24 protein-coding genes, 1 rRNA gene, 1 pseudogene and 2 other annotated features are annotated in these 20845 nt (G+C 39.4%); all 26 genes and pseudogenes read left to right on the top strand.

The genetic code is table 11. The features are described from left to right. A 5S ribosomal RNA gene (gene rrf / locus CEY16_RS14815) occupies positions 1 to 89 on the top strand; the annotation flags it as partial. A gap of 190 nt (positions 90 to 279) precedes the next feature. Beyond that, entirely contained in the window at positions 280 to 972 is a 693-nt protein-coding gene (locus tag CEY16_RS14810) for an MgtC/SapB family protein (RefSeq protein ID WP_101332840.1), read from the top strand. 272 nt (positions 973 to 1244) lie between these two features. After that, entirely contained in the window at positions 1245 to 1709 is a 465-nt protein-coding gene (locus CEY16_RS14805) for a CtsR family transcriptional regulator (RefSeq protein ID WP_101332839.1), read from the top strand. Between the two features lie 15 nt (positions 1710 to 1724). Next, positions 1725 to 2267 (top strand): protein-arginine kinase activator protein McsA, encoded by a 543-nt coding sequence (locus tag CEY16_RS14800; RefSeq protein ID WP_101332838.1) that lies wholly within the window; start codon positions 1725 to 1727, stop codon positions 2265 to 2267. Further along, positions 2267 to 3331 (top strand): protein-arginine kinase McsB, encoded by a 1065-nt coding sequence (locus CEY16_RS14795; RefSeq protein WP_101332837.1) that lies wholly within the window; start codon positions 2267 to 2269, stop codon positions 3329 to 3331. The genes CEY16_RS14800 and CEY16_RS14795 overlap by 1 nt, the downstream gene beginning before the upstream one ends. Positions 3332 to 3350: 19 nt before the next feature. Next, complete coding sequence (locus CEY16_RS14790) at positions 3351 to 5798, top strand: ATP-dependent Clp protease ATP-binding subunit (RefSeq protein ID WP_101332836.1); 2448 nt, start codon at positions 3351 to 3353, stop codon at positions 5796 to 5798. A 227-nt stretch (positions 5799 to 6025) separates the two neighbouring features. Beyond that, entirely contained in the window at positions 6026 to 7396 is a 1371-nt protein-coding gene (gene radA / locus CEY16_RS14785; RefSeq protein ID WP_101332835.1) for a DNA repair protein RadA, read from the top strand. 223 nt (positions 7397 to 7619) lie between these two features. Continuing rightward, on the top strand, positions 7620 to 8708 hold the full coding sequence (locus tag CEY16_RS14780; protein WP_101332834.1) for a PIN/TRAM domain-containing protein: 1089 nt from the start codon (positions 7620 to 7622) through the stop codon (positions 8706 to 8708). 92 nt (positions 8709 to 8800) lie between these two features. Beyond that, a pseudogene (gene ispD, locus CEY16_RS15485) lies at positions 8801 to 9460 on the top strand (2-C-methyl-D-erythritol 4-phosphate cytidylyltransferase); the annotation flags it as partial. A 48-nt stretch (positions 9461 to 9508) separates the two neighbouring features. Beyond that, the gene (gene ispF, locus CEY16_RS15480; protein ID WP_238378869.1) at positions 9509 to 9985 is read left to right on the top strand and encodes a 2-C-methyl-D-erythritol 2,4-cyclodiphosphate synthase; all 477 of its coding nucleotides are present in this window, start codon (positions 9509 to 9511) and stop codon (positions 9983 to 9985) included. Positions 9986 to 10032: 47 nt separating this feature from the next. Continuing rightward, the gene (gene gltX, locus CEY16_RS14770; RefSeq protein WP_101332832.1) at positions 10033 to 11505 is read left to right on the top strand and encodes a glutamate--tRNA ligase; all 1473 of its coding nucleotides are present in this window, start codon (positions 10033 to 10035) and stop codon (positions 11503 to 11505) included. A gap of 42 nt (positions 11506 to 11547) precedes the next feature. Next, positions 11548 to 11759 (top strand) — a binding site (T-box leader). 69 nt (positions 11760 to 11828) lie between these two features. After that, positions 11829 to 12491, top strand: coding sequence for a serine O-acetyltransferase (gene cysE / locus CEY16_RS14765; RefSeq protein WP_101332831.1), 663 nt, complete (start codon positions 11829 to 11831; stop codon positions 12489 to 12491). Further along, the gene (cysS, locus tag CEY16_RS14760; RefSeq protein WP_101332830.1) at positions 12481 to 13875 is read left to right on the top strand and encodes a cysteine--tRNA ligase; all 1395 of its coding nucleotides are present in this window, start codon (positions 12481 to 12483) and stop codon (positions 13873 to 13875) included. Before cysE ends, cysS begins: the two co-directional genes overlap by 11 nt. Beyond that, positions 13872 to 14282: a Mini-ribonuclease 3 gene (locus CEY16_RS14755; protein ID WP_101332829.1), complete on the top strand. Its 411-nt coding sequence runs from the start codon at positions 13872 to 13874 to the stop codon at positions 14280 to 14282. Before cysS ends, CEY16_RS14755 begins: the two co-directional genes overlap by 4 nt. Further along, positions 14275 to 15015, top strand: a complete 741-nt coding sequence (gene rlmB / locus CEY16_RS14750; RefSeq protein ID WP_101332828.1) for a 23S rRNA (guanosine(2251)-2'-O)-methyltransferase RlmB — start codon at positions 14275 to 14277, stop codon at positions 15013 to 15015. The genes CEY16_RS14755 and rlmB overlap by 8 nt, the downstream gene beginning before the upstream one ends. A gap of 2 nt (positions 15016 to 15017) precedes the next feature. Next, positions 15018 to 15527, top strand: a complete 510-nt coding sequence (locus CEY16_RS14745) for an NYN domain-containing protein (RefSeq protein WP_101332827.1) — start codon at positions 15018 to 15020, stop codon at positions 15525 to 15527. A gap of 87 nt (positions 15528 to 15614) precedes the next feature. Next, entirely contained in the window at positions 15615 to 16262 is a 648-nt protein-coding gene (gene sigH, locus CEY16_RS14740; protein WP_101332826.1) for an RNA polymerase sporulation sigma factor SigH, read from the top strand. Positions 16263 to 16335: 73 nt separating this feature from the next. Continuing rightward, positions 16336 to 16482 (top strand): 50S ribosomal protein L33, encoded by a 147-nt coding sequence (rpmG, locus tag CEY16_RS14735; RefSeq protein ID WP_101332825.1) that lies wholly within the window; start codon positions 16336 to 16338, stop codon positions 16480 to 16482. Between the two features lie 32 nt (positions 16483 to 16514). Next, a complete protein-coding gene (gene secE, locus CEY16_RS14730; RefSeq protein ID WP_101332824.1) occupies positions 16515 to 16682 on the top strand; it encodes a preprotein translocase subunit SecE in 168 nt (55 codons plus the stop codon). A 195-nt stretch (positions 16683 to 16877) separates the two neighbouring features. Next, the gene (nusG, locus tag CEY16_RS14725) at positions 16878 to 17411 is read left to right on the top strand and encodes a transcription termination/antitermination protein NusG (RefSeq protein WP_101332823.1); all 534 of its coding nucleotides are present in this window, start codon (positions 16878 to 16880) and stop codon (positions 17409 to 17411) included. A 137-nt stretch (positions 17412 to 17548) separates the two neighbouring features. Then, complete coding sequence (gene rplK, locus CEY16_RS14720; protein ID WP_143484635.1) at positions 17549 to 17974, top strand: 50S ribosomal protein L11; 426 nt, start codon at positions 17549 to 17551, stop codon at positions 17972 to 17974. Between the two features lie 103 nt (positions 17975 to 18077). Then, positions 18078 to 18776 (top strand): 50S ribosomal protein L1, encoded by a 699-nt coding sequence (rplA, locus tag CEY16_RS14715; RefSeq protein WP_101332821.1) that lies wholly within the window; start codon positions 18078 to 18080, stop codon positions 18774 to 18776. Between the two features lie 62 nt (positions 18777 to 18838). Beyond that, positions 18839 to 18993 (top strand) — a sequence feature (ribosomal protein L10 leader region). After that, positions 18913 to 19041 (top strand): hypothetical protein, encoded by a 129-nt coding sequence (locus CEY16_RS15540; protein ID WP_274379946.1) that lies wholly within the window; start codon positions 18913 to 18915, stop codon positions 19039 to 19041. It overlaps the preceding feature by 81 nt. After that, on the top strand, positions 19038 to 19541 hold the full coding sequence (rplJ, locus tag CEY16_RS14710) for a 50S ribosomal protein L10 (RefSeq protein WP_101332820.1): 504 nt from the start codon (positions 19038 to 19040) through the stop codon (positions 19539 to 19541). Before CEY16_RS15540 ends, rplJ begins: the two co-directional genes overlap by 4 nt. Before the next feature lie 52 nt (positions 19542 to 19593). Continuing rightward, positions 19594 to 19959: a 50S ribosomal protein L7/L12 gene (rplL, locus tag CEY16_RS14705; RefSeq protein WP_101332819.1), complete on the top strand. Its 366-nt coding sequence runs from the start codon at positions 19594 to 19596 to the stop codon at positions 19957 to 19959. Between the two features lie 123 nt (positions 19960 to 20082). Then, positions 20083 to 20688, top strand: coding sequence for a class I SAM-dependent methyltransferase (locus CEY16_RS14700; RefSeq protein WP_101332818.1), 606 nt, complete (start codon positions 20083 to 20085; stop codon positions 20686 to 20688). Positions 20689 to 20845 lie beyond the last annotated feature (157 nt).

The following is a 20845-nucleotide window of genomic DNA, read 5'->3' as shown; positions in this document are numbered from 1 at the left end:
CCTGTTCCCATGCCGAACACAGCCGTTAAGCTCTCTAGCGCCGATGGTAGTTGGGGTTCTTCCCCTGTGAGAGTAGGACGCTGCCGGGCAATCGAAACAAGCCAAGAAGACAATATCTTCTTGGCTTTTCTTGTAACGAAATACTGTTTTAACCGGTTATCATAAGATATTTATTTGTATAATTCTAGATAATCTTATAAAATTAATATTTATTGAATAAGAATTATAAGACCTAAAAAATTGATTCAGTACTTAACAAATTAAGGATGGGGAATAGCTATGGAGCTTCTAAAAGAATTTTTAGGGGAAAATTTCGATGTAATGTTGCTTAGGACATTATTGGCTACCTTATTATGTGGATTGATCGGCTTTGAAAGAGAACTGAAAAAGCATTCTGCAGGTTTTAGGACTCATATACTGGTAGGAGTCGGAGCGTGCATTATGATGCTTCTTTCAATTTATGGATTTGAAGCTTATATAACCCAATATGACACGATAAGATTTGATCCGGCCAGAATCCCTTCATATGTTATTAGTGGAATTGGTTTTCTTGGTGCAGGTACTATCATGGTCCATGGGGTAACAATTAGAGGATTAACAACTGCGGCTTCAATATGGACAGTTGCAGGCTTAGGATTAGTAGTGGGAGCAGGAATGTACCCTCTAGCTATTTTAGCAACAATTGTAGTGTTACTAAGTTTAATTTTCCTAAATTCATTTGAAAAACATTTCACTAAAAAGAAGTCAGATAATTTTATTCATCTGATGATCAGAAAAGATGTTCACATTGGGAAAGTGCTTGATATTTTTGATGAATTTGAATTACTTATCAAACGATTAGAGATTGAATCCGAAGGTAATGACCAAAGAAATGTATACCTTGAATTAGAGAAAAATCAGGAATTCAGTAAAAATGATATTTTGGATAGTATTAGTCAATTAGAACATGTAACCTATGTATACGAAAGATAAAAGTCTCCATGAAAATGGAGGCTTTTTTAATTTTCGCTCATTCGAATATATTGTGTAAATGCATTTATTTTCAACTGATGAATACTTGTAGAACCCAGCCATATCAGTCGTTAAGGTTGTTTGAGAACCATCTTTTGAAAAAGTTTTATGTTTGAAGCAAATCCCTTTGCATCACAATAGAAAATGAGTATAATAAAATTATAGTCAAAGATAGTCAAAGTCAAATTAAGATCAAAATAAATTGATTCATTCTAGTGAGGAGGGGGTGCACCTTGCGAAATATTTCTGACATCATAGAGGATTATCTTAAAAAAATCATTCAATCAAGCAATGGAGATGTAATAGAAATAAAGAGAAGTGAAATTGCAGACCAATTTGAATGTGTACCATCTCAAATCAATTATGTTATAAAAACGCGTTTTACAGTGGAAAAAGGGTATATTGTTGAAAGTAAAAGGGGTGGTGGTGGCTATATAAGGATTATCCGCCTAACTCCAAAATCGAAGGCAGAAATTATTGACGAAATGATGTTATTAAGTAATCAACAATTAAGTCAGCAAGCCAGCCTTGACTTAATTGAAAGGTTGTATGAAGAAGAGTTGCTGACAGCGCGTGAAGCAAGGTTGATGTCCAAAATAATGCATCGTCAAATTTTATCAATACCACTACCTGCTCGGGATGAACTTAGAGCTAAAATTTTCAAAGAATTATTAATGACCATAAAGATTCTAGATTGATTGGGAGGGTCAAGCATGAAATGTCAACGCTGTCAGGAAAATGATGCAGCTGTTCATTACACACAAGTGATTAATGGTGAGAAATCCGAAATCCATTTATGTCAAGATTGCGCTAGTCAGGATGGAAACATGGGTTTACCAAATGGTGGTATGTCGATTCATCAATTTCTGACTGGAATGTTTCCGTTTGATCAAAATCTAAATCAAAAACAAAAAGTACATCCTTCTAGAAGCTTAGTGTGCGACCGCTGCGGTATGTCGTATGAGGAGTTCAGAAGTAAGGGAAAATTCGGATGCAGTAATTGTTACAAGGCATTTGAAGCTTATTTGGACCCTATCTTTAAACGTGTCCACAGTGGCAATACTAAACATGTTGGTAAAGTACCAAAACGTTTAGGAGGAAAGTTACACAAGGAACGAGAATTAAACCAATTGAAAGAGAAACTTCAACAGCTGATTCAACAAGAAGAATTCGAAGAGGCTGCAAAAATACGTGATGAAATCAGAAGTCTTCATGAAGAAATAAACAATCCTCAACAAAAAGGCGGTGATTCATAATGTCGCTTAAGGATTTCATTAATGATGCTATTAGTCCTTGGATGAGTAATGAAGGTGAAGACAATGACATTGTGTTAAGTAGCCGCATTAGATTGGCGCGAAATTTAGAGCAGGTCCCTTTTCCGACTAGTAGTGATAAAGATTCTTTGAATAAAGTATTAGAATACATGGATCAGGAGCTTACAAACCAATCATTTCAGGACTTTAAACAAATGAAGTTGGTGCGTATGTCAGAGCTTGAGCCGGTTGAAAAAAGGGTTTTGGTTGAAAAACATTTAATCAGCCCTAACCTTGCAGAGAACAATGAAACTGGTGCGGCGCTGATTTCTCAAAACGAGCAAGCTTCCATCATGGTGAATGAGGAAGACCATCTAAGAATACAGCTATATTATCCAGGCTTTGAATTGTCTACTGCTCTGAAGACTGCACTGGATCTTGATGACTGGGTCGAAGAAAGAGTGAAATACGCATTTGATGAGTCCAAAGGGTATTTAACAAGTTGTCCTACGAATGTCGGCACAGGTCTAAGAGCTTCAGTCATGATGCATTTACCAGCCTTATCAATGACGAACCAAATGAGTTCGATTGTCCCTGAAATCAACAAATTAGGGTTGGTGGTCAGAGGGATATATGGTGAAGGTAGCGAAGCCCTTGGTCAGTTATATCAAATATCGAATCAAACAACCTTAGGTAAATCAGAAGAGGATATTGTAGAGGATCTACGCAGTGTTGTGAAGCAAGTCATTGCTAGCGAGCGAAAAGCGCGTGAATGGATTCAGAACCAATCGGGTATACAGTTAGAAGACCGTGTTTTCAGATCTTATGGTATTCTTGCAAATAGTCGAGTGATTGAATCAAAAGAAGCCGCTAAATGTTTATCGGATTTACGATTAGGAATAGATTTAGGTTTGATTAAAGAAATACCGAAGAATATTTTGAATGAGCTGATGGTATTGACCCAGCCAGGATTTCTGCAACACTATGCAAAGAAAACATTGACGCCACGCGAGCGAGATGTTTTCCGATCAAATTTAATACGCGAACGACTAAAATTAGAAGGATAATAAAGGGAGGTAATCATAAATGATGTTTGGAAGATTTACTGAGAGAGCTCAAAAAGTATTAGCATTGTCGCAAGAAGAAGCAATTCGACTTAGCCACAACAATATAGGTACTGAACATATTTTATTAGGTTTGATTAAGGAAGGTGAAGGGATTGCTGCGAAGGCGTTGCAATCATTAAATGTCTCTTCTGATCAGATACAGCAAGAGGTTGAGCAACTTATTGGAAAAGGTACGAACACAAGCCAAACCATCCATTACACACCTCGTGCAAAAAAAGTGATTGAGTTGTCTATGGATGAAGCTCGCAAGTTGAATCACTCATTTGTAGGTACTGAACACATACTTCTCGGACTTATCCGTGAAGGTGAAGGCGTAGCTGCAAGAGTATTCAATAACTTAGGCGTTAGCTTGAATAAAGCTCGCCAACAAGTGCTTCAGTTACTAGGAAGCAACGAATCCACTTCAAACCAACGCAATCAGAAACAATCGAATAATGCGAGTACACCAACGTTAGACTCTTTAGCTAGAGACTTAACAGTCGTAGCGCAAGAAGGAAATATTGACCCGGTTATTGGCAGAAGTAAGGAAATTGAACGAGTAATCCAAGTATTAAGTCGTCGTCGTAAAAATAACCCGGTACTAGTTGGGGAACCTGGTGTAGGTAAAACAGCGATTGCTGAAGGGCTTGCTCAACAAATCGTAAACAATGAAGTTCCTGAGATCTTACGCGATAAGCGTGTAATGACTCTTGATATGGGTACAGTTGTTGCGGGTACTAAATACCGTGGTGAATTCGAAGATCGTCTGAAAAAAGTGATGGAAGAGATTCGCCAAGCAAGAAATATCATTCTTTTCATCGATGAGTTACACACGTTAATTGGTGCAGGTGGCGCTGAAGGTGCAATCGATGCATCGAACATTCTTAAACCTGCACTTGCACGTGGAGATCTTCAGTGTATAGGTGCAACAACGCTTGATGAATATAGAAAATATATTGAAAAAGATGCTGCTCTGGAGCGTCGTTTCCAACCGATCCAAGTTGATGAGCCGACACCTGAAGAGTCAGTGCAAATTTTACAAGGGTTGAGAGACCGTTATGAAGCTCACCACCGAGTGACAATCTCAGATGATTCAATTGAAAGTGCTGTTAGGTTCTCAGACCGTTATATTACGGATCGTTTCTTACCAGATAAAGCGATTGATTTGATTGATGAGGCTGCTTCTAGAGTTCGTTTAAGAAGTTATACTGCTCCGCCGAATCTAAAAGAATTGGAGCAACGTCTAGAAGAAGTTAAGAAAGAAAAGGATGCCGCAGTACAAAGCCAAGAGTTTGAAAAAGCAGCATCTCTAAGAGATAAAGAACAAAAACTTAAAGATGAGTTGACCAAAACGAAAGAAAAATGGAAAGAAAAACAAGGTCAAGAAAGCTCAGAAGTTATGGTTGAAGACATTGCCCATGTCGTTTCCACATGGACTGGGGTTCCTGTCTCTAGACTCGCTAAAGATGAAACTGAGCGACTTCTGAATCTTGAAGAAACCTTGCATGACCGAGTGATCGGCCAAGATGAAGCCGTAGTTGCAGTATCGAAAGCGATACGTAGAGCAAGAGCCGGTCTGAAAGATCCGAAGCGTCCGATTGGTTCCTTCATTTTCCTAGGGCCAACGGGTGTAGGTAAAACTGAATTAGCGCGAGCTTTAGCTTCATCTATGTTCGGTGATGAAGATGCAATGGTTCGTATCGACATGTCTGAGTACATGGAAAAACATGCAACGTCTCGATTAGTTGGTTCACCTCCAGGTTATGTAGGATATGAAGAAGGTGGCCAGTTGACTGAAAAAGTCCGCCAAAAACCGTATTCAGTAATTTTACTAGATGAGGTTGAGAAGGCGCACCCAGAAGTATTCAACATTCTGTTGCAAGTATTAGAGGATGGTCGATTGACAGATTCTAAAGGGCGCGTCGTCGATTTCAGAAACACTGTACTGATTATGACTTCAAATGTTGGTGCACATGAACTGAAGAAAGAAAAGTATGTTGGATTTAGCATGGGTGATTCAACAGCGGACTATAAAGAGATGAAATCAAAAGTGATGGATGAATTGAAGAAAGCATTCCGTCCTGAATTCTTGAACCGTGTTGATGAAACGATCGTCTTCCACTCACTGGAAGAACAACATATCAAGAAGATTGTTTCATTGATGGTTCAACAGCTGCAAGAGCGTTTGAAAGAACACGAAATTGCCTTCACGCTCTCTGATGCCGCAATCGAGAAAATCTCGAATGAAGGTATGGATTTAGAGTACGGCGCAAGACCGTTACGCCGTTCACTTCAAAAGAATGTTGAAGATTTCTTATCTGAAGAGTTACTGAAGGGGACTATTGCGAATGGTCAATCTGTTGAAATAGATGTGAACGAAGATGGAGAATTTTATATTGCTTCGACAGGGCAATTTGAAACTGCATGATAATTAATAAAGTAGTCGGATGGAATGTTTTCCTCCGGCTACTTTTGTATTTATACTTTAAGAATGTTTAACTTTTTTAAAGAGTTAAAGTATGTGAAAAACTAGGGCTTTCGCCATTAGGACTTGACGAGTAGCCAAGTTTTTCTCATTATTTTCAACTCGCCCGTGATTTTACGTATGAAATGTTATGATATAAATTAAGATGTATTGTAGGGGAGAATAGAGATATGGCAAAAGCTAAAGTAATTTTTTTATGCCAAGAATGTGGCTACGAATCGCCGAAATGGATGGGGAAATGCCCTGGATGTCAGCAATGGAACACGATGGTGGAAGAGAAAGTAAGGTCAGAGAAAAATGACAAAAGAGGCTTAGGATCAAACCAACAAAATCGTAAAAAGCCGAGTGCAATCAATAAAATCTCCTCCCAGAAGGAGAAAAGAATTACTACTGAAATGAATGAATTGAACCGAGTGCTAGGTGGAGGGGTAGTTCCTGGTTCGCTAGTATTGATTGGCGGAGACCCTGGTATCGGAAAATCCACACTATTACTCCAAGTCTCAGCACAGTTAGCCAATCGCCCGCTAAGTGTTTTATACATTTCAGGCGAGGAATCAGAAAAGCAAACTAAGTTAAGAGCTGATCGTCTTTCGATTAAAGAGGATCAGCTGTATGTGATGGCCGAAACAAATTTGGAATATGTCGTAGATGCAATCGAGGATATGGATCCAGACTTTGTAGTCATTGACTCTATTCAAACGATATACCATGATGCAGTTACTTCAGCTCCTGGTTCGGTTTCTCAGGTGCGGGAATGTACCAGCATGTTGATGAAAGTGGCCAAAACAAAAGGGATACCTATTTTCATTGTCGGACATGTAACGAAGGAAGGTGCCATCGCAGGACCTAGGTTATTAGAACATATGGTAGATACAGTATTGTATTTCGAAGGAGAGCGCCACCATTCATTCAGGATTTTACGAAGTGTAAAAAACCGCTTTGGAAGTACTCATGAAATGGGTATTTTTGAAATGAAAGAAGAAGGTCTGGTGGAAGTTGCGAACCCTTCTGAAATCTTTCTTGAAGAACGTTCACAAGGTGTCGCGGGCTCAACTGTAGTTGCCTCAATGGAAGGTACTCGCCCGATGCTTGTAGAAATTCAGGCTCTAATCTCACCGACTCAATTCGGGAATTCAAGAAGAATGGCCACCGGTTTAGATCATAATAGGGTTCCACTATTAATGGCCGTTTTAGAGAAAAGGGCTGGGTTACTTTTACAAAATCAAGATGCGTATGTAAAGGTTGCTGGCGGTGTGAAATTGGATGAACCAGCGATTGATTTAGGCGTCTCGATCAGTATCGCTTCCAGTTTTCGAGATCAGCCAACAAAGCCTGATGATGCCTTTATTGGTGAGGTGGGACTGACCGGAGAAATCAGGAGAGTAGCTCGAGTTGAACAACGGGTTCAAGAAGCTAGTAAATTAGGTTTTAAAAGAATCATATTACCACGAAAAAATCTAGGTGGCTTCACGGAGCCTGAAGGTGTCAAATTAGTTGGAGTCGACTCCCTCCAGGAAGCTTTAAAAGTAGCACTTGATTAAGATTATTTATCTCATGTTCCATCAGAATAGCTAAGCAAGAGCTTTGCTATTCTTTGTAACATGATTGACACATTGTAAAATAAGTGATACAATGATAGACTGTTTCTTTTGACGGTCATATTGCCTCATGATATAATTAATATTTAAAATAGTAATATTTTAGAAATCCTTATGAAGGCATCTTCATTTGGTTAGAATGAATATATCTAGGAGGTGAATGTGTGTGTTACAAAGGATTGTTCAGCTATTTATTTTAGTGGCTGGAGGAACAGTTGGTTACCTGTATTTCGATGAACTGGCTAGTTTGATTGGTTTTACAAATCCGCAGTGGATCATACCCTACGTGGGACTTATTTTAGGCGCACTCATATTATATTTATTAACTTTTTGGCTAGTGGATTATATTGTGGATTTCTTTAAAATCATTGAAGAAAAACTAGTGAAAGCTCCAGTCGCAGACTTACTTTTCGGAAGTTTAGGATTGATTATAGGACTTGTTATTGCTTTTCTTGTAAACATCTATTTGCAAGGGATAGGAATTGCACTTGTAGGAGAAGTGCTTCCCATATTCGTGACAGTAATCTTAGGTTATCTGGGCTTCCAGGTAGGGTTTAAAAGACGAAATGAATTCGTCAGTCTTTTAACTGTATCGAAAAAGGAAGCTTCTTCTGATGAAACTAAATTGGCGGATAAAGAGTATAGCGTTCGTCCCAAAATTTTAGACACAAGTGTAATTATCGATGGGCGGATCGCAGACATCGCAGATACGAAGTTTTTAGAAGGATCGCTCATTATACCGCAGTTTGTGCTTGAAGAGCTTCAACATATCGCTGACTCTTCTGATGTCCTCAAGAGAAACCGTGGACGAAGAGGTTTAGATATTTTGAATCGATTGCAAAAAGAATTGGCTGTAGACGTTCAAATTTATGAAGGTGACTTCGAGGATATCCAAGAAGTGGATAGTAAGTTAGTTAAGCTGACTAAATTACTCGATGGTGTTCTCGTTACAAATGATTATAATCTGAATAAAGTCTCAGAATTTCAAAATGTAACTGTTTTGAATATCAATGATTTGGCGAATGCAGTTAAGCCAGTAGTCCTTCCAGGTGAAGAGATGGGCGTACAGGTCATTAAAGCTGGTAAGGAAGAAAAACAAGGTGTTGCTTATCTTGATGACGGTACGATGATTGTAGTCGAAGAAGGTAAGAATTATATCGGCGAACAGATTGATGTAATCGTCACAAGTGTCTTACAAACATCTGCAGGTCGTATGATCTTCGCTAAACCGAAGGCTCTTGAGAAGGCACAGTAAATAAAAAACGGGGGTTGACGAGAACCATAGATGAGTTGAATCATCTTTGGGTTAGTCAACCCTTATTTTGCAACTATTAAAGGGTGTGAACCATGACGAACCAATACCAAGTAATCATTTTAGCTGCTGGACAAGGTAAGCGTATGAAAGCAGGAAAGAATAAACAATTCATCGAGCTTAATGGACGCCCATTAATTACATATACTATTGATGTGTTTGAGGAAGATCCTTGGTGTAAAGAAATCATTTTGGTTGCACACCCTGACGAAATGAAGACGATGGAAGAGATTGCTGTACAAAACGGCTTTAACAAAATCTCAAAGTACGTTGAAGGGGGAAAGGAAAGGCAGGATAGCGTCAAAAACGCAGTGGATGCAATAGAGGATCCTTTGATCACATATATTCATGATGGGGCTAGACCCTTTGTATCGATCTCTGAGTTACACTCTTTATATACTGAAGTTGAAAATAATGACGCCGCCTTTCTTGCTGTGCCTGTTACAGATACAATTAAACGTGTTACAAAAGATAATGTCCGCTCTCTTAATCGTTCAGAATTGTTTGCAGCACAAACGCCTCAGGCTTTTAAATATTCATTAATCAAAAGAGCCCATGACCAAGCTTCGGAAAAGGGGTTGCTACAAACGGATGATGTCTCTTTGCTTGAAGCGTTGGATGTTCAACCGGCATTGGTTGAAGGTAGCTTTGATAACTTCAAAATCACCAACCCAGAAGATATACAAAAAGCTGAAAATATGCTACAAATAAATAAGTTGAAGGGTCAAGAGGAGGAGAATGATTTGTTTCGTATAGGACAAGGGTTTGATGTGCATCAATTAGTCGAAGGTCGTCCGTGCATTATAGGAGGCATTGAAATCCCCTACGAAAAAGGATTGCTTGGCCATTCTGATGCAGATGTTTTATTACATACAATTGCAGATGCTGCATTAGGTGCTATTGGGGCAGGGGATATCGGTAAACATTTCCCTGATGATGACCCTGCGTTCAAAGATGCAGATTCTAAGAAACTGCTAGAAGAAGTATGGAAAAAAGTTGATGAAGCTGGATACAAACTAGTGAACATTGATTGTACCGTTATGGCACAGGCGCCTAAAATGGCACCTTATATCGAAGAAATACATAAAGTTATAGCTCCACTGCTTCAAACAGATATAGAAAATGTGAATGTTAAAGCAACAACGACTGAGAAACTTGGGTTTACTGGAAGAAAAGAAGGCATTGCTTCCCAAGCAGTCATTTTGCTACAAAGGAAATAATCACTTAAAAATATAAAAGGATTCAGATGATTGAAAGGGGTATTCATATGTCAACAGATCAACCAGTACGCGTACGTTATGCGCCTAGTCCGACAGGGCATTTACACATCGGAAATGCAAGAACGGCTTTATTCAATTACCTATATGCAAGAAATACGGGTGGACAATTCATCATTCGAATTGAAGACACGGATCAGAAAAGGAATGTTGAAGGCGGAGACCTAGGTCAACTTAAATATTTGAAGTGGTTAGGGATCGATTGGGACGAAAGCATCGATGAAGGCGGAGATTACGGCCCTTATCGTCAAATGGATCGTTTAGATATTTATCAGAAATATGTAGATGAATTATTAGACAAAGATCAAGCATATAAGTGTTATATGACAGAAGAGGAATTAGAAGCTGAGCGCGAAGAACAAAGAGCTAACGGCCAGGTTCCTATGTACTCAGGAGCTCATAGAAACTTGACTGCTGAAGAAAGAGAAGCTTTTGAAGCTGAAGGACGCCAACCAAGTATCCGTTTACGTGTACCGCAAGGAGAAACGTATACGTTTAATGATATCGTCAAGAAGAACATCACATTCGAATCGAACGATTTCGGTGACTGGGTCATCCAGAAGAAAGATGGAACACCAACTTATAACTTTGCTGCGACCATTGATGATCACTTGATGAAAATCACTCACGTTCTACGCGGAGAAGATCATATTTCAAATACACCGAAACAAATGATGGTCTATCGTGCATTTGGTTGGGAAGTTCCTACCTTCGCGCATATGACATTGATTGTGAATAATGAGCGTAAAAAGCTTAGCAAGCGTGATGAAAGCATCATTCAGTTCATTGAACAATATGCTGAATTAGGTTATCTTCCAGAAGCTTTATTCAACTTTATTACGCTTCTTGGTTGGTCACCTGCAGGAGAAGAAGAATTATTCACTCGTGAAGAATTCATTGAAATTTTCGATCCGGAAAGGTTGTCTACTTCACCAGCGGTTTTCGACACCGGCAAATTGAAGTGGATGAATAACCAATATATCAAACAAAGCTCATTAGAGCGTGTCATTGATTTAGCTTTACCTCACTTGATTGAAGCGGGTAAAGTAGATGAAAACATGTCGGAAGAAGATCGTAAGTGGACAGAAGAATTGATTTCTTTATATAAAGATCAACTGAGCTATGGAGCAGAAATTGTCGAATTGACTGAGCTGTTCTTTAAAAAAGAGATTGATTATGATGAAGCGGCTATGGAAGTGCTGGAACAGGATCATGTTGCAGATATGTTAACTCAATTTAAGTCAGAGTTGGAGCATCTTGATGAGTTCACTCCTGAAGAAATAAAAGCAGCTACTAAAGCTACTCAAAAAGCTACAGGAGTAAAAGGGAAAAAATTATTTATGCCGATTCGTGTGGCTACCACTGGACAAACCCACGGACCAGAATTACCTAATGCGATTTACTTATTAGGTAAGGAAACCATTGATCATCGCTTGGACCAAATCATTACCAAGTTGAAATAGTCGTAACAAAATACGCTTTATGTATATAATAGTTGTATATTAATTAAAACGTTGAAGAGGAAAAGTAAATGGAATAAGCCTATCGACAGAGATAGCTACCTTGGCTGGAAGTAGCTTTTTAGGTGAACCATCGAAATGCCCCTCTGAGTCTGCTTTCGAATCAAGTAGAAAGTGGCGGCCGGCTACCGTTATAAGCTTCTGAGTGAGAGAATGATTCTCTAAACAGAGTGGAACCGCGTGATAACGTCTCTGTCTATATTATATAGGCAGGGGCGTTTTATATTTACCCTCAACGATTTAATAAAAGAAAGGGGGACTTCGAGATGTTTCGATTCTTAAAGACCTTGAAGGAAGATGTCGATGTCGTCTTCGATCAAGACCCAGCAGCAAGAAGCCGAATTGAAGTCATACTGACATATGCAGGTGTACACGCCGTGTGGTCCCACCGTGTAGCACATGGATTTTATAAAAGAAAGCTGTATTTCATTGCGAGAGTATTATCCCAAGTGAGCCGTTTCTTCACGGGAATTGAAATCCACCCTGGGGCTAAAATTGGTCGACGATTCTTTATAGACCATGGAATGGGTGTCGTCATAGGGCAAACCTGTGAGATTGGTGATAATGTCACAATTTTTCAAGGGGTGACATTGGGGGGTACAGGTAAAGAAGCTGGAAAACGCCACCCTACACTTAAAGACAATGTACTTGTTGCGACGGGCGCAAAAGTTTTAGGCTCCATTGTCATTGAAGAACATTCGAAAATAGGGGCAGGATCTGTTGTATTGAAAGATGTTCCGAAATACTCCACAGTGGTCGGGATTCCAGGGCAAATAGTCGTTCAAAACGGCGTTAAGGTTAAAAAGAACCTTGACCACCACAAATTGCCTGATCCTGTCGCTGAAAAATGTGACGTACTCGACCAAAAAATTGAAGCGTTACAAAATGAAATTAATGAGTTGAAGGGAGAACAAAAGCATGTCGATTAAATTGTATAATTCGTTAACAAGATCGAAAGAAGATTTTAAAACTATTGAAGAAAATAAAGTGAAGATGTACGTATGCGGACCTACGGTTTATAACTATATCCATATTGGGAATGCACGTCCTGCCATTGTTTTCGACACGGTTCGCAGATACTTGGAATATGCCGGCTATGACGTTGAATATGTTCTCAACTTCACAGATGTGGACGATAAGTTAATTAAAGCCGCTAATGAAATGGGAGAAGAAGTTCCAGAAATCGCAGAGCGTTTCATCGAAGCATACAAAGAAGATGTTTCTAAATTGAACGTAAAAGAAGCGGTTCATCACCCTAGAGTTACTGAGACGATGGACCAAATCATTGAATTTATCTCTGGACTGATCGATAAAGGGTTTGCCTACTCGGTTGAAGGCGATGTTTATTTCAAAACACGAGCATTCGATAACTATGGAAAACTCTCTCATCAATCCATTGATGAACTTCGCTCGGGAGCCCGCATTCAAGTCGGAGAAAAGAAAAAAGATCCATTGGACTTTGCGTTGTGGAAAAAGGCTAAACCTGATGAAATTTCTTGGGAAAGTCCTTGGGGTGAAGGTCGTCCAGGGTGGCACATAGAGTGCTCTGCCATGGCGAAAGAATATTTAGGAGATACGATTGATATTCACGCAGGCGGCCAGGATCTGACATTCCCTCACCATGAGAACGAAATTGCACAATCTGAAGCGCATAATGATAAAAGTTTTGCTAACTATTGGTTACACAACGGCTATATTCAGATTGAAAATGAAAAAATGTCAAAGTCACTAGGAAACTTTATTTTAGTTCACGACTTAGTCGAAAAGCACGACCCGAATGTAGTTAGGTTCTTTATGTTAAGTGTGCACTACCGTAACCCGATCAACTTCAGTGATGAGCTTCTGGCAAGCGCGAAAAACAGCTATGACAGAATTAAAACTGCATATGAGAATTTATTACATCGCAGGGCTTCAAGCCTTGATTTGACTGAGCAAGAAGATTGGATTAATACAATCAAAGCTCATAAAAATAACTTCATTGATGAAATGAATGATGATTTCAATACAGCAAATGCAATCACTGTGCTTTTTGATTTATCCAAAGATGCGAATATATATTTGCGAGAAGATCAGACATCAACAGAAGTAATTGACCTGTTCCTTTCCGCATTTGATGAAATGGTAGGAGTGCTCGGATTTTCATTGCAGACGGAAGAATTACTGGATGAAGATATCGACCAATTGATTGAAGAGAGAATCCAAGCAAGAAAAGACAAGAACTTTGCTAGAGCAGATGAAATCAGAGATCAGTTGAAAGAAGAAGGAATCCTATTAGAGGATACTGCGCAAGGTACGAGATGGAGAAGGCAATGAGTAATGACATCAACCCTAAAATATTAAAGGCTTTGACGCTTGCTTACATGGGTGACGTTATATTTGAGAAATATATTCGTGAACACCTAATAAGAAAAGGCGAAGTGAAACCCCAGGTTTTACACCAGAAAGCGGTTTCCTTCGTCTCAGCCAATGCCCAAGCTTTGATTCTAAGAGGGTGGATGGATGAGCAACTTCTCTCAGACGAGGAAGAAGCAATTGTTCGTCGAGGTAGAAATGCAAAGTCGAATCCACCTAAAAATACAGATGTCCAAACTTACAGGTATAGCACAGCATTTGAGGCGTTGATCGGCTTTTGGTATTTCAGTGGATCAATTGAGCGGATGGAGAGTTTCATTTCTAAAGGTATCCAAACGATTGAAGAAAGGAGCTCAATTCATGAGTGATAGTTGGATTGTCGGTAAAAATCCAGTAATAGAAGTATTGAAATCGGATCGTCCAGTTAATAAGGTAATGGTACTAGATTCTATGAAAACACAGGCACAGCAACAGCTTTACGATTTGGCGAAGCCGAGAAATATTCTTGTGCAAAAAGTCCCTAAGAGTAAACTCGATCAAATCGGGCAAAACCATCAAGGGGTTGCCGCTTCGATTGCTGCATACGAATATGCGACTATAGATGACTTGTTTGCGAAAGCGAACCAAAAAGAGGAAGCACCCTTCTTTTTAATTCTTGATGAGTTGGAAGATCCACATAACCTCGGCTCAATCATGCGCACGGCTGATGCAGTTGGTGCCCACGGAATCATTATTCCAAAGAGAAGGTCTGTTCAACTGACCCAAACAGTTGCTAAAGCTTCTACAGGAGCAATCGAACATGTGCCGGTAGTAAGAGTGACGAATGTTAATCAAACAATAGATTTTCTGAAACAAGAGGGTGTTTGGATCGTTGGAACCGATGCTAGCGGAAAGGAAGACTATCGAGGTTTGGATTATGACATGCCTTTAGCGCTCGTTATTGGAAGTGAAGGTAAAGGCTTGAGTCGACTTACACTTAAAAATTGTGATTTCTTGATTCAGCTTCCGATGAGGGGCACCGTTACTTCACTGAATGCTTCAGTTTCAGCAAGTATCCTCATGTACGAAGTCTATCGTAATCGATTTCCGTTAGGTGGTTAACAATGATAGTTCTAGTTGTTGATGGGTATAACATGATTGGTGACTGGCCTGAGCTCCAAGCTTTGAAGGACCATCGGTTGGAGGAAGCACGGTACCGGTTGGTTGAAATGCTTGCGGAATACCAGGCTTACACCGATCACCGAGTAATAGTAGTTTTCGACGCTTACTCGGTTAGGGGACTTGAACGAAAGAAGCTGAATCATAAGGTTGAAGTGATTTTCACGAAAGAGAATGAAACAGCTGACGAATGCATTGAGCGCTTGATCAAGCAATTAAAAAACGTAAAGACGAAGGTGTATGTGGCTACCTCAGATTTCACTGAGCAGCGCACAGTTTTTTCTCAAGGGGCATTAAGAAAATCTGCTAGAGAATTATTGATAGACGTAAAAGAGATCGAAAAAAATATAAATAAAGATTTACACAAACAATCGAATAATCGACCAAAAGCTAAGATACCATTGAGCGAAGACGTTTTAAAACAGTTCGAAAAGTGGCGTCGCGGGGATAAATGACGAAAAATTTTGTTGACTGAATTTTCTCAATTCCTGTATAATGACCTTATATTTACAGGTCCTTGTAGTTCTGGGAGGTTTTCTGACGTGAGCATCAAACAAGAGAAACAGAATATTGAATGGTCAGAGTTGAATGATGAAGAATTGTTGGGCTTCATCGAGAGTGGCAACATCCAGGCTCTAGACTATCTTATTAACAAGTATAGGAGTTTTGTAAGAGCCAAAGCTCGTACATATTTTCTTATTGGTGCTGACCGAGAGGATATCATCCAGGAAGGTATGATTGGGTTGTATAAAGCAATCCGTGATTTCCAAACTGAAAAACTGACTTCATTTAAAGGGTTTGCTGAATTATGTGTCACAAGACAAATGATTACAGCAATTAAAACAGCTACACGCCAAAAGCATATTCCCTTAAACTCTTATATATCGTTGGACAAACCTGTCTATGACGAGGAGTCAGATAGGACGTTATTGGATATCATTGCAGAAGATGAAACTTCTGATCCTTTGAAACTACTTGTGGACCGTGAGCAAAACGGAGATATGGAATTCAAGATGCAAGAAATTTTAAGCGAACTTGAGCAAGAAGTTCTTCGTTTATACTTAGACGGACGCTCTTACCAAGAGATCTCTCTTCAATTGGATCGTCATGTCAAGTCGATCGATAATGCTTTGCAAAGGGTGAAGCGTAAACTTGAAAGATATCTTGCTGTTGCCGAGATACCTCTTTAGAGCCAAGTTGACACTTTAAAATACACGTGGTAAATTAGTAGAAGTGAAAAAATCGGATAGGTAGAGATCTTTTATGCGAAAAAAAATCACACTAGCGTGTACGAATTGTCATAGTCGAAATTACACTACAGACAAGCAATCTCAGAAGTCTGAGAGAATCGAAGTTAAAAAATATTGCAAAAAATGTGGTTCACATACACTGCATCGTGAAACGAAATAGATCTACGTGTTTGGCTTTGGGGAGGGACAGAAATGTTTAAGTTCTTAAAAGATGTTAATCGTGAAATGCGTAAGGTAACATGGCCGAAAAGCAATGAGCTGACAAAATACACTATCATTGTTATTATGACTGTCATTTTTGTATCGGTATTCTTTACAGTTGTGGATTTAGGAATCTCTCAAATTTTAGAACTCCTATAACGAGCAACTTGCAAAGAAGTTTAGAAAAAACCCGCCTGCCGGGTTTTTTATACTTTTAAGTCGATTTTTATGTTTCAATAATGATCGCAAGTGAACAATGATAATGAGTTTATGAAACATAAGGTACCAATTGCGACACTGGATTGAATATCAAAGCGTCGGTTGAACAGGAGGGAAGGCAAGAAGCCAAATCAAATGGAAAAGAACTGGTATGCAGTACACACTTATTCGGGCTACGAAAATAAAGTTAAGTTGAATTTAGAAAAGCGTATCGAATCAATGGGTATGGAAGATAAGATCTTCCGTATAATCGTTCCTGAAGAGGAAGAAACAGAAGTTAAAGATGGTAAAAGAAAAACATCTATGAAAAAGGTGTTTCCTGGTTATGTCTTGACTGAAATGGTTATGACAGATGATTCTTGGTACGTAGTTCGAAACACTCCTGGGGTAACAGGATTTGTTGGATCTACAGGTGCTGGCTCGAAACCTACGCCTCTATTCCCTGAAGAAGCGGCTAGAGTCTTGAAACGTATGGGTCTTAAGGACAAAACCAAGGAAGTAGATTTCGAACTGAAAGAAACAGTACAAGTGACAGACGGTCCATTTGATAATTTCACTGGAACGATTGAAAACATTGATACTGAAAAACAAAAAGTAAAAGTCCATGTGAATATGTTTGGTAGGGAAACTCCGGTAGAACTAGACTTCACTCAAATCAAAAAAATATAGCAATCCCTCTTGCATTAACGTGTAAAAGATGCTAGAATTTTTATGTTTCTTAATGGCCTGAATGGCTATATATAGAATGATGAGTGGGAGGGGTCAGACCCATTTACCACATCACGGACTTTAAGGAGGTGTGTCTCGTGGCTAAAAAAGTAGTAAAAGTTGTTAAATTACAAATTCCTGCAGGGAAAGCTAATCCAGCTCCGCCGGTAGGTCCAGCACTAGGTCAAGCTGGTATTAATATCATGGGATTCTGTAAGGAATTCAATGCTCAAACCCAAGACCAAGCGGGTATGATTATTCCGGTTGAAATTTCGGTTTTTGAAGACCGTTCATTTACATTCGTAACGAAAACTCCACCTGCAGCAGTTCTTCTAAAGAAAGCAGCAGGTATTGAGTCAGGTTCTGGAGAGCCTAACCGCAACAAAGTTGCTACGGTTAAACGTGATAAAGTACGTGAAATCGCAGAAACTAAACAACCAGATTTAAACGCAGCAGATGTTGAAGCAGCTATGCGTATGGTTGAAGGTACAGCTCGTAGCATGGGTATCGTCGTAGAAGACTAATTTCATGCTATTGTTACAGTTACGATCGTAGGTTGCGACTAAATCTCGCAACCTTTATTCGTGGGAGGTTCAACCGCTAAAACCACAAGAGGAGGAAATTTTTATGGCTAAGCATGGTAAGAAGTATCAAGACGCCCTAAAGCTTGTAGATCGTACAAATGCTTACGGCGTGAACGAAGCAATTGAATTAGTCAAAAAGACATCAATTGCGAATTTTGATGAAACAGTTGAAGCTGCTTTCCGTTTGGGTGTAGACCCTAAGAAAGCTGACCAGCAAATCCGTGGTGCGATGGTGCTACCAAACGGTACTGGTAAATCACAACGCGTTTTAGTATTTGCTAAAGGCGACAAAGTGAAAGAAGCAGAAGCTGCTGGCGCTGATTATGTAGGTGATGCAGAGTACATCAACAAAATCAACCAAGGTTGGTTCGATTTTGATGTAGTTGTTGCAACTCCTGACATGATGGCTGAAGTTGGTAAGTTAGGTCGAGTATTGGGACCTAAAGGCTTAATGCCAAACCCGAAAACTGGAACAGTTACTTTCGAGATCGAAAAAGCTGTTGAAGAAATCAAGGCTGGTAAAGTAGAATACCGCGTTGATAAATCAGGTAACGTACATGTTCCAATCGGTAAAGTTTCATTTGATGAGCAAAAGTTAGCAGAAAACTTTGAAGCAATCACTGAAACATTGGTTAAAGCTAAACCACAATCATCAAAAGGTGTTTACATGCGTAATGCTGCCGTTTCTTCTACAATGGGTCCTGGAATCCGTGTAGATGTATCTGGTTTCATCCGCAAGTAATTTAAAACACTAATTGAGTAGTTGACATTTAACAGAGTCTTGTATATAATTGCTCTGTTGCAATTAAATAAACTTTTATACCGTAGACAGCAGGAGCAGCAATGCTTAAACTTTTCCTGCCGAGGTGTGTGTGAACGTGTCCAAACGTCTTAGTGCGTTTGGAGATATATACGATATCATGCCTCCGCGTCTATGCGGAGGCTTTTTATTTGTAGAGAACACCGGACGGTATGATCCAACAAACGACCAGGGGGTGGAACGATGAGCACAGTTTTAGAACACAAACAGCAACAAGTATCACAAATCGCTGAAAAACTTGAGAACAGCAAAACGACAGTTCTTGTAGATTATCGCGGTTTGGATGTTGCAGAAGTCACTGAATTACGCCAACAATTGCGTGAGGCAGGCGTTGAATTCAAAGTGTACAAGAACACAATGACTAGACGCGCGACTGAGCAAGCTGGCTATGAAGGTCTAAACGATATCTTGGTTGGACCGACTGCTATTGCTTTTTGTGAAGAAGATGCAGTAGCACCAGCTAAAGTATTAGGTCAGTTCGCTAAAGAACATGACGCTTTAGAGATTAAAGGCGGAATTGTAGAAGGTAACATCGCAACTCTTGATCAGTTGAAAGAGCTTGCAGAACTACCTTCATACGACGGTCTTGTATCTATGCTACTCAGCGTATTACAAGCACCAGTACGAAACTTCGCATACGCTACAAAAGCCGTTGCGGAACAGAAAGAAGAAGAAGAAGGCGCTTAATTTACGCCTGATCGTATAAAAAAATTCAAAAACATTTAAGGAGGATTTAATCATGACACATGAGCAAATCATTGACGCGATTAAAGAAATGTCAGTTCTAGAATTGAACGACTTAGTTAAAGCTATCGAGGAAGAATTCGGAGTAACAGCTGCTGCACCAGTTGCTGCTGCAGGAGCAGGCGCTGGAGAAGCTGCTGCTGAAGAGAAAACTGAATTTGACGTTGTACTTGAAGATGCAGGTGCTTCTAAAATCAAGGTTGTTAAAGCAGTACGCGAAATCACTGGTCTTGGTCTTAAAGACGCAAAAGACTTAGTTGACAACGCACCAGGAGCTATTAAAGAAGGCGCAGCTAAAGAAGAAGCTGAAGAAATGAAAGAAAAATTAGAAGAAGCAGGCGCTAAAGTAGAATTAAAATAGTAAAACAAATTATAAGCTCGCTGGATTATTTCAGCGAGCTTATGTTTGTATTTTAATATTGAGTGAATTCCTTCATTGGACTTATAGATACATACTCAATAAAGATCAAAGGTGGTCGAATCAATGAGCGAGCACTATTACTCACAGAAACCCACAAGTACAAGCAACCCTTCACATTTTAACGCAACCATTCGAACATTCACATTTACCTTCCAAACAGACGATGGAGTATTTTCAAAAAAGCAAATAGATTTTGGCACTAAGACATTACTAGAACATTTTGAACAACCCGAAGTGCTCGGTGATCTATTAGATTTAGGTTGTGGCTACGGGCCGATTGGTATTACTCTAGCAAAAGAATTTGATGAACGTAATATATTCATGGTTGATATCAATGAACGGGCTGTAGAATTGGCAAAAGAAAATGCCTCGATCAACGAAGTTGGAAATGTAGAGGTGCTTGAGAGTGACGGCGTAGATACTGTAAAAAACCAAACATTCGCTGCTGTATTAACAAACCCGCCGTTCCGAGCTGGCAAGGCAATTGTCCATCAAATGATCGAAGATAGCTTTCCTCTTTTAAAAACGAATGGAGAGTTATGGGTGGTAGTACAGAAAAAGCAAGGAGCACCATCGCTGAAAGCGAAGATGGAGGAAATTTATGAAAATGCAGAGGTTGTTGCACGATCTAAAGGTTATTTTGTGCTCCGTTCCATTAAGATTGACTGAGAATTTTCTCTATGGTAATATTAAAAAATGCCAACAAATGTGCTTGGATGTCAAGTGTTTTTTTGAAAAAGCGCTTGAACGTATAAAACACAAGAGTTTTACCGATAATGAAACAACGATTCAAATAGTTTTCAAAAGCTTTTTGTCTCGTTTCAAT

The sequence above is a fragment of the Halalkalibacillus sediminis genome (genome assembly GCF_002844535.1).
In the GTDB taxonomy this organism is placed as follows: domain Bacteria; phylum Bacillota; class Bacilli; order Bacillales; family Alkalibacillaceae; genus Halalkalibacillus_A; species Halalkalibacillus_A sediminis.
The sequence above is the reverse complement of the archived record's forward strand: the minus strand, read 5'-3'. Positions and strand labels throughout refer to the sequence as shown.

Excerpts from the sequence above, each read along its gene's own strand:
- cysE (WP_101332831.1), top strand. The coding sequence starts at position 11,829 with ATGTTTCGATTCTTAAAGACCTTGAAGGAAGATGTCGATGTCGTCTTC.
- gltX (WP_101332832.1), top strand. The coding sequence starts at position 10,033 with ATGTCAACAGATCAACCAGTACGCGTACGTTATGCGCCTAGTCCGACA.
- rpmG (WP_101332825.1), top strand. The coding sequence starts at position 16,336 with ATGCGAAAAAAAATCACACTAGCGTGTACGAATTGTCATAGTCGAAAT.
- radA (WP_101332835.1), top strand. The coding sequence starts at position 6,026 with ATGGCAAAAGCTAAAGTAATTTTTTTATGCCAAGAATGTGGCTACGAA.
- CEY16_RS14790 (WP_101332836.1), top strand. The coding sequence starts at position 3,351 with ATGATGTTTGGAAGATTTACTGAGAGAGCTCAAAAAGTATTAGCATTG.
- CEY16_RS14755 (WP_101332829.1), top strand. The coding sequence starts at position 13,872 with ATGAGTAATGACATCAACCCTAAAATATTAAAGGCTTTGACGCTTGCT.
- cysS (WP_101332830.1), top strand. The coding sequence starts at position 12,481 with ATGTCGATTAAATTGTATAATTCGTTAACAAGATCGAAAGAAGATTTT.
- rplJ (WP_101332820.1), top strand. The coding sequence starts at position 19,038 with ATGAGCACAGTTTTAGAACACAAACAGCAACAAGTATCACAAATCGCT.
- CEY16_RS14800 (WP_101332838.1), top strand. The coding sequence starts at position 1,725 with ATGAAATGTCAACGCTGTCAGGAAAATGATGCAGCTGTTCATTACACA.
- rplA (WP_101332821.1), top strand. The coding sequence starts at position 18,078 with ATGGCTAAGCATGGTAAGAAGTATCAAGACGCCCTAAAGCTTGTAGAT.
- nusG (WP_101332823.1), top strand. The coding sequence starts at position 16,878 with ATGGAAAAGAACTGGTATGCAGTACACACTTATTCGGGCTACGAAAAT.
- rlmB (WP_101332828.1), top strand. The coding sequence starts at position 14,275 with ATGAGTGATAGTTGGATTGTCGGTAAAAATCCAGTAATAGAAGTATTG.
- CEY16_RS14810 (WP_101332840.1), top strand. The coding sequence starts at position 280 with ATGGAGCTTCTAAAAGAATTTTTAGGGGAAAATTTCGATGTAATGTTG.
- CEY16_RS14700 (WP_101332818.1), top strand. The coding sequence starts at position 20,083 with ATGAGCGAGCACTATTACTCACAGAAACCCACAAGTACAAGCAACCCT.
- CEY16_RS14795 (WP_101332837.1), top strand. The coding sequence starts at position 2,267 with ATGTCGCTTAAGGATTTCATTAATGATGCTATTAGTCCTTGGATGAGT.
- secE (WP_101332824.1), top strand. The coding sequence starts at position 16,515 with ATGTTTAAGTTCTTAAAAGATGTTAATCGTGAAATGCGTAAGGTAACA.
- rplL (WP_101332819.1), top strand. The coding sequence starts at position 19,594 with ATGACACATGAGCAAATCATTGACGCGATTAAAGAAATGTCAGTTCTA.
- CEY16_RS14745 (WP_101332827.1), top strand. The coding sequence starts at position 15,018 with ATGATAGTTCTAGTTGTTGATGGGTATAACATGATTGGTGACTGGCCT.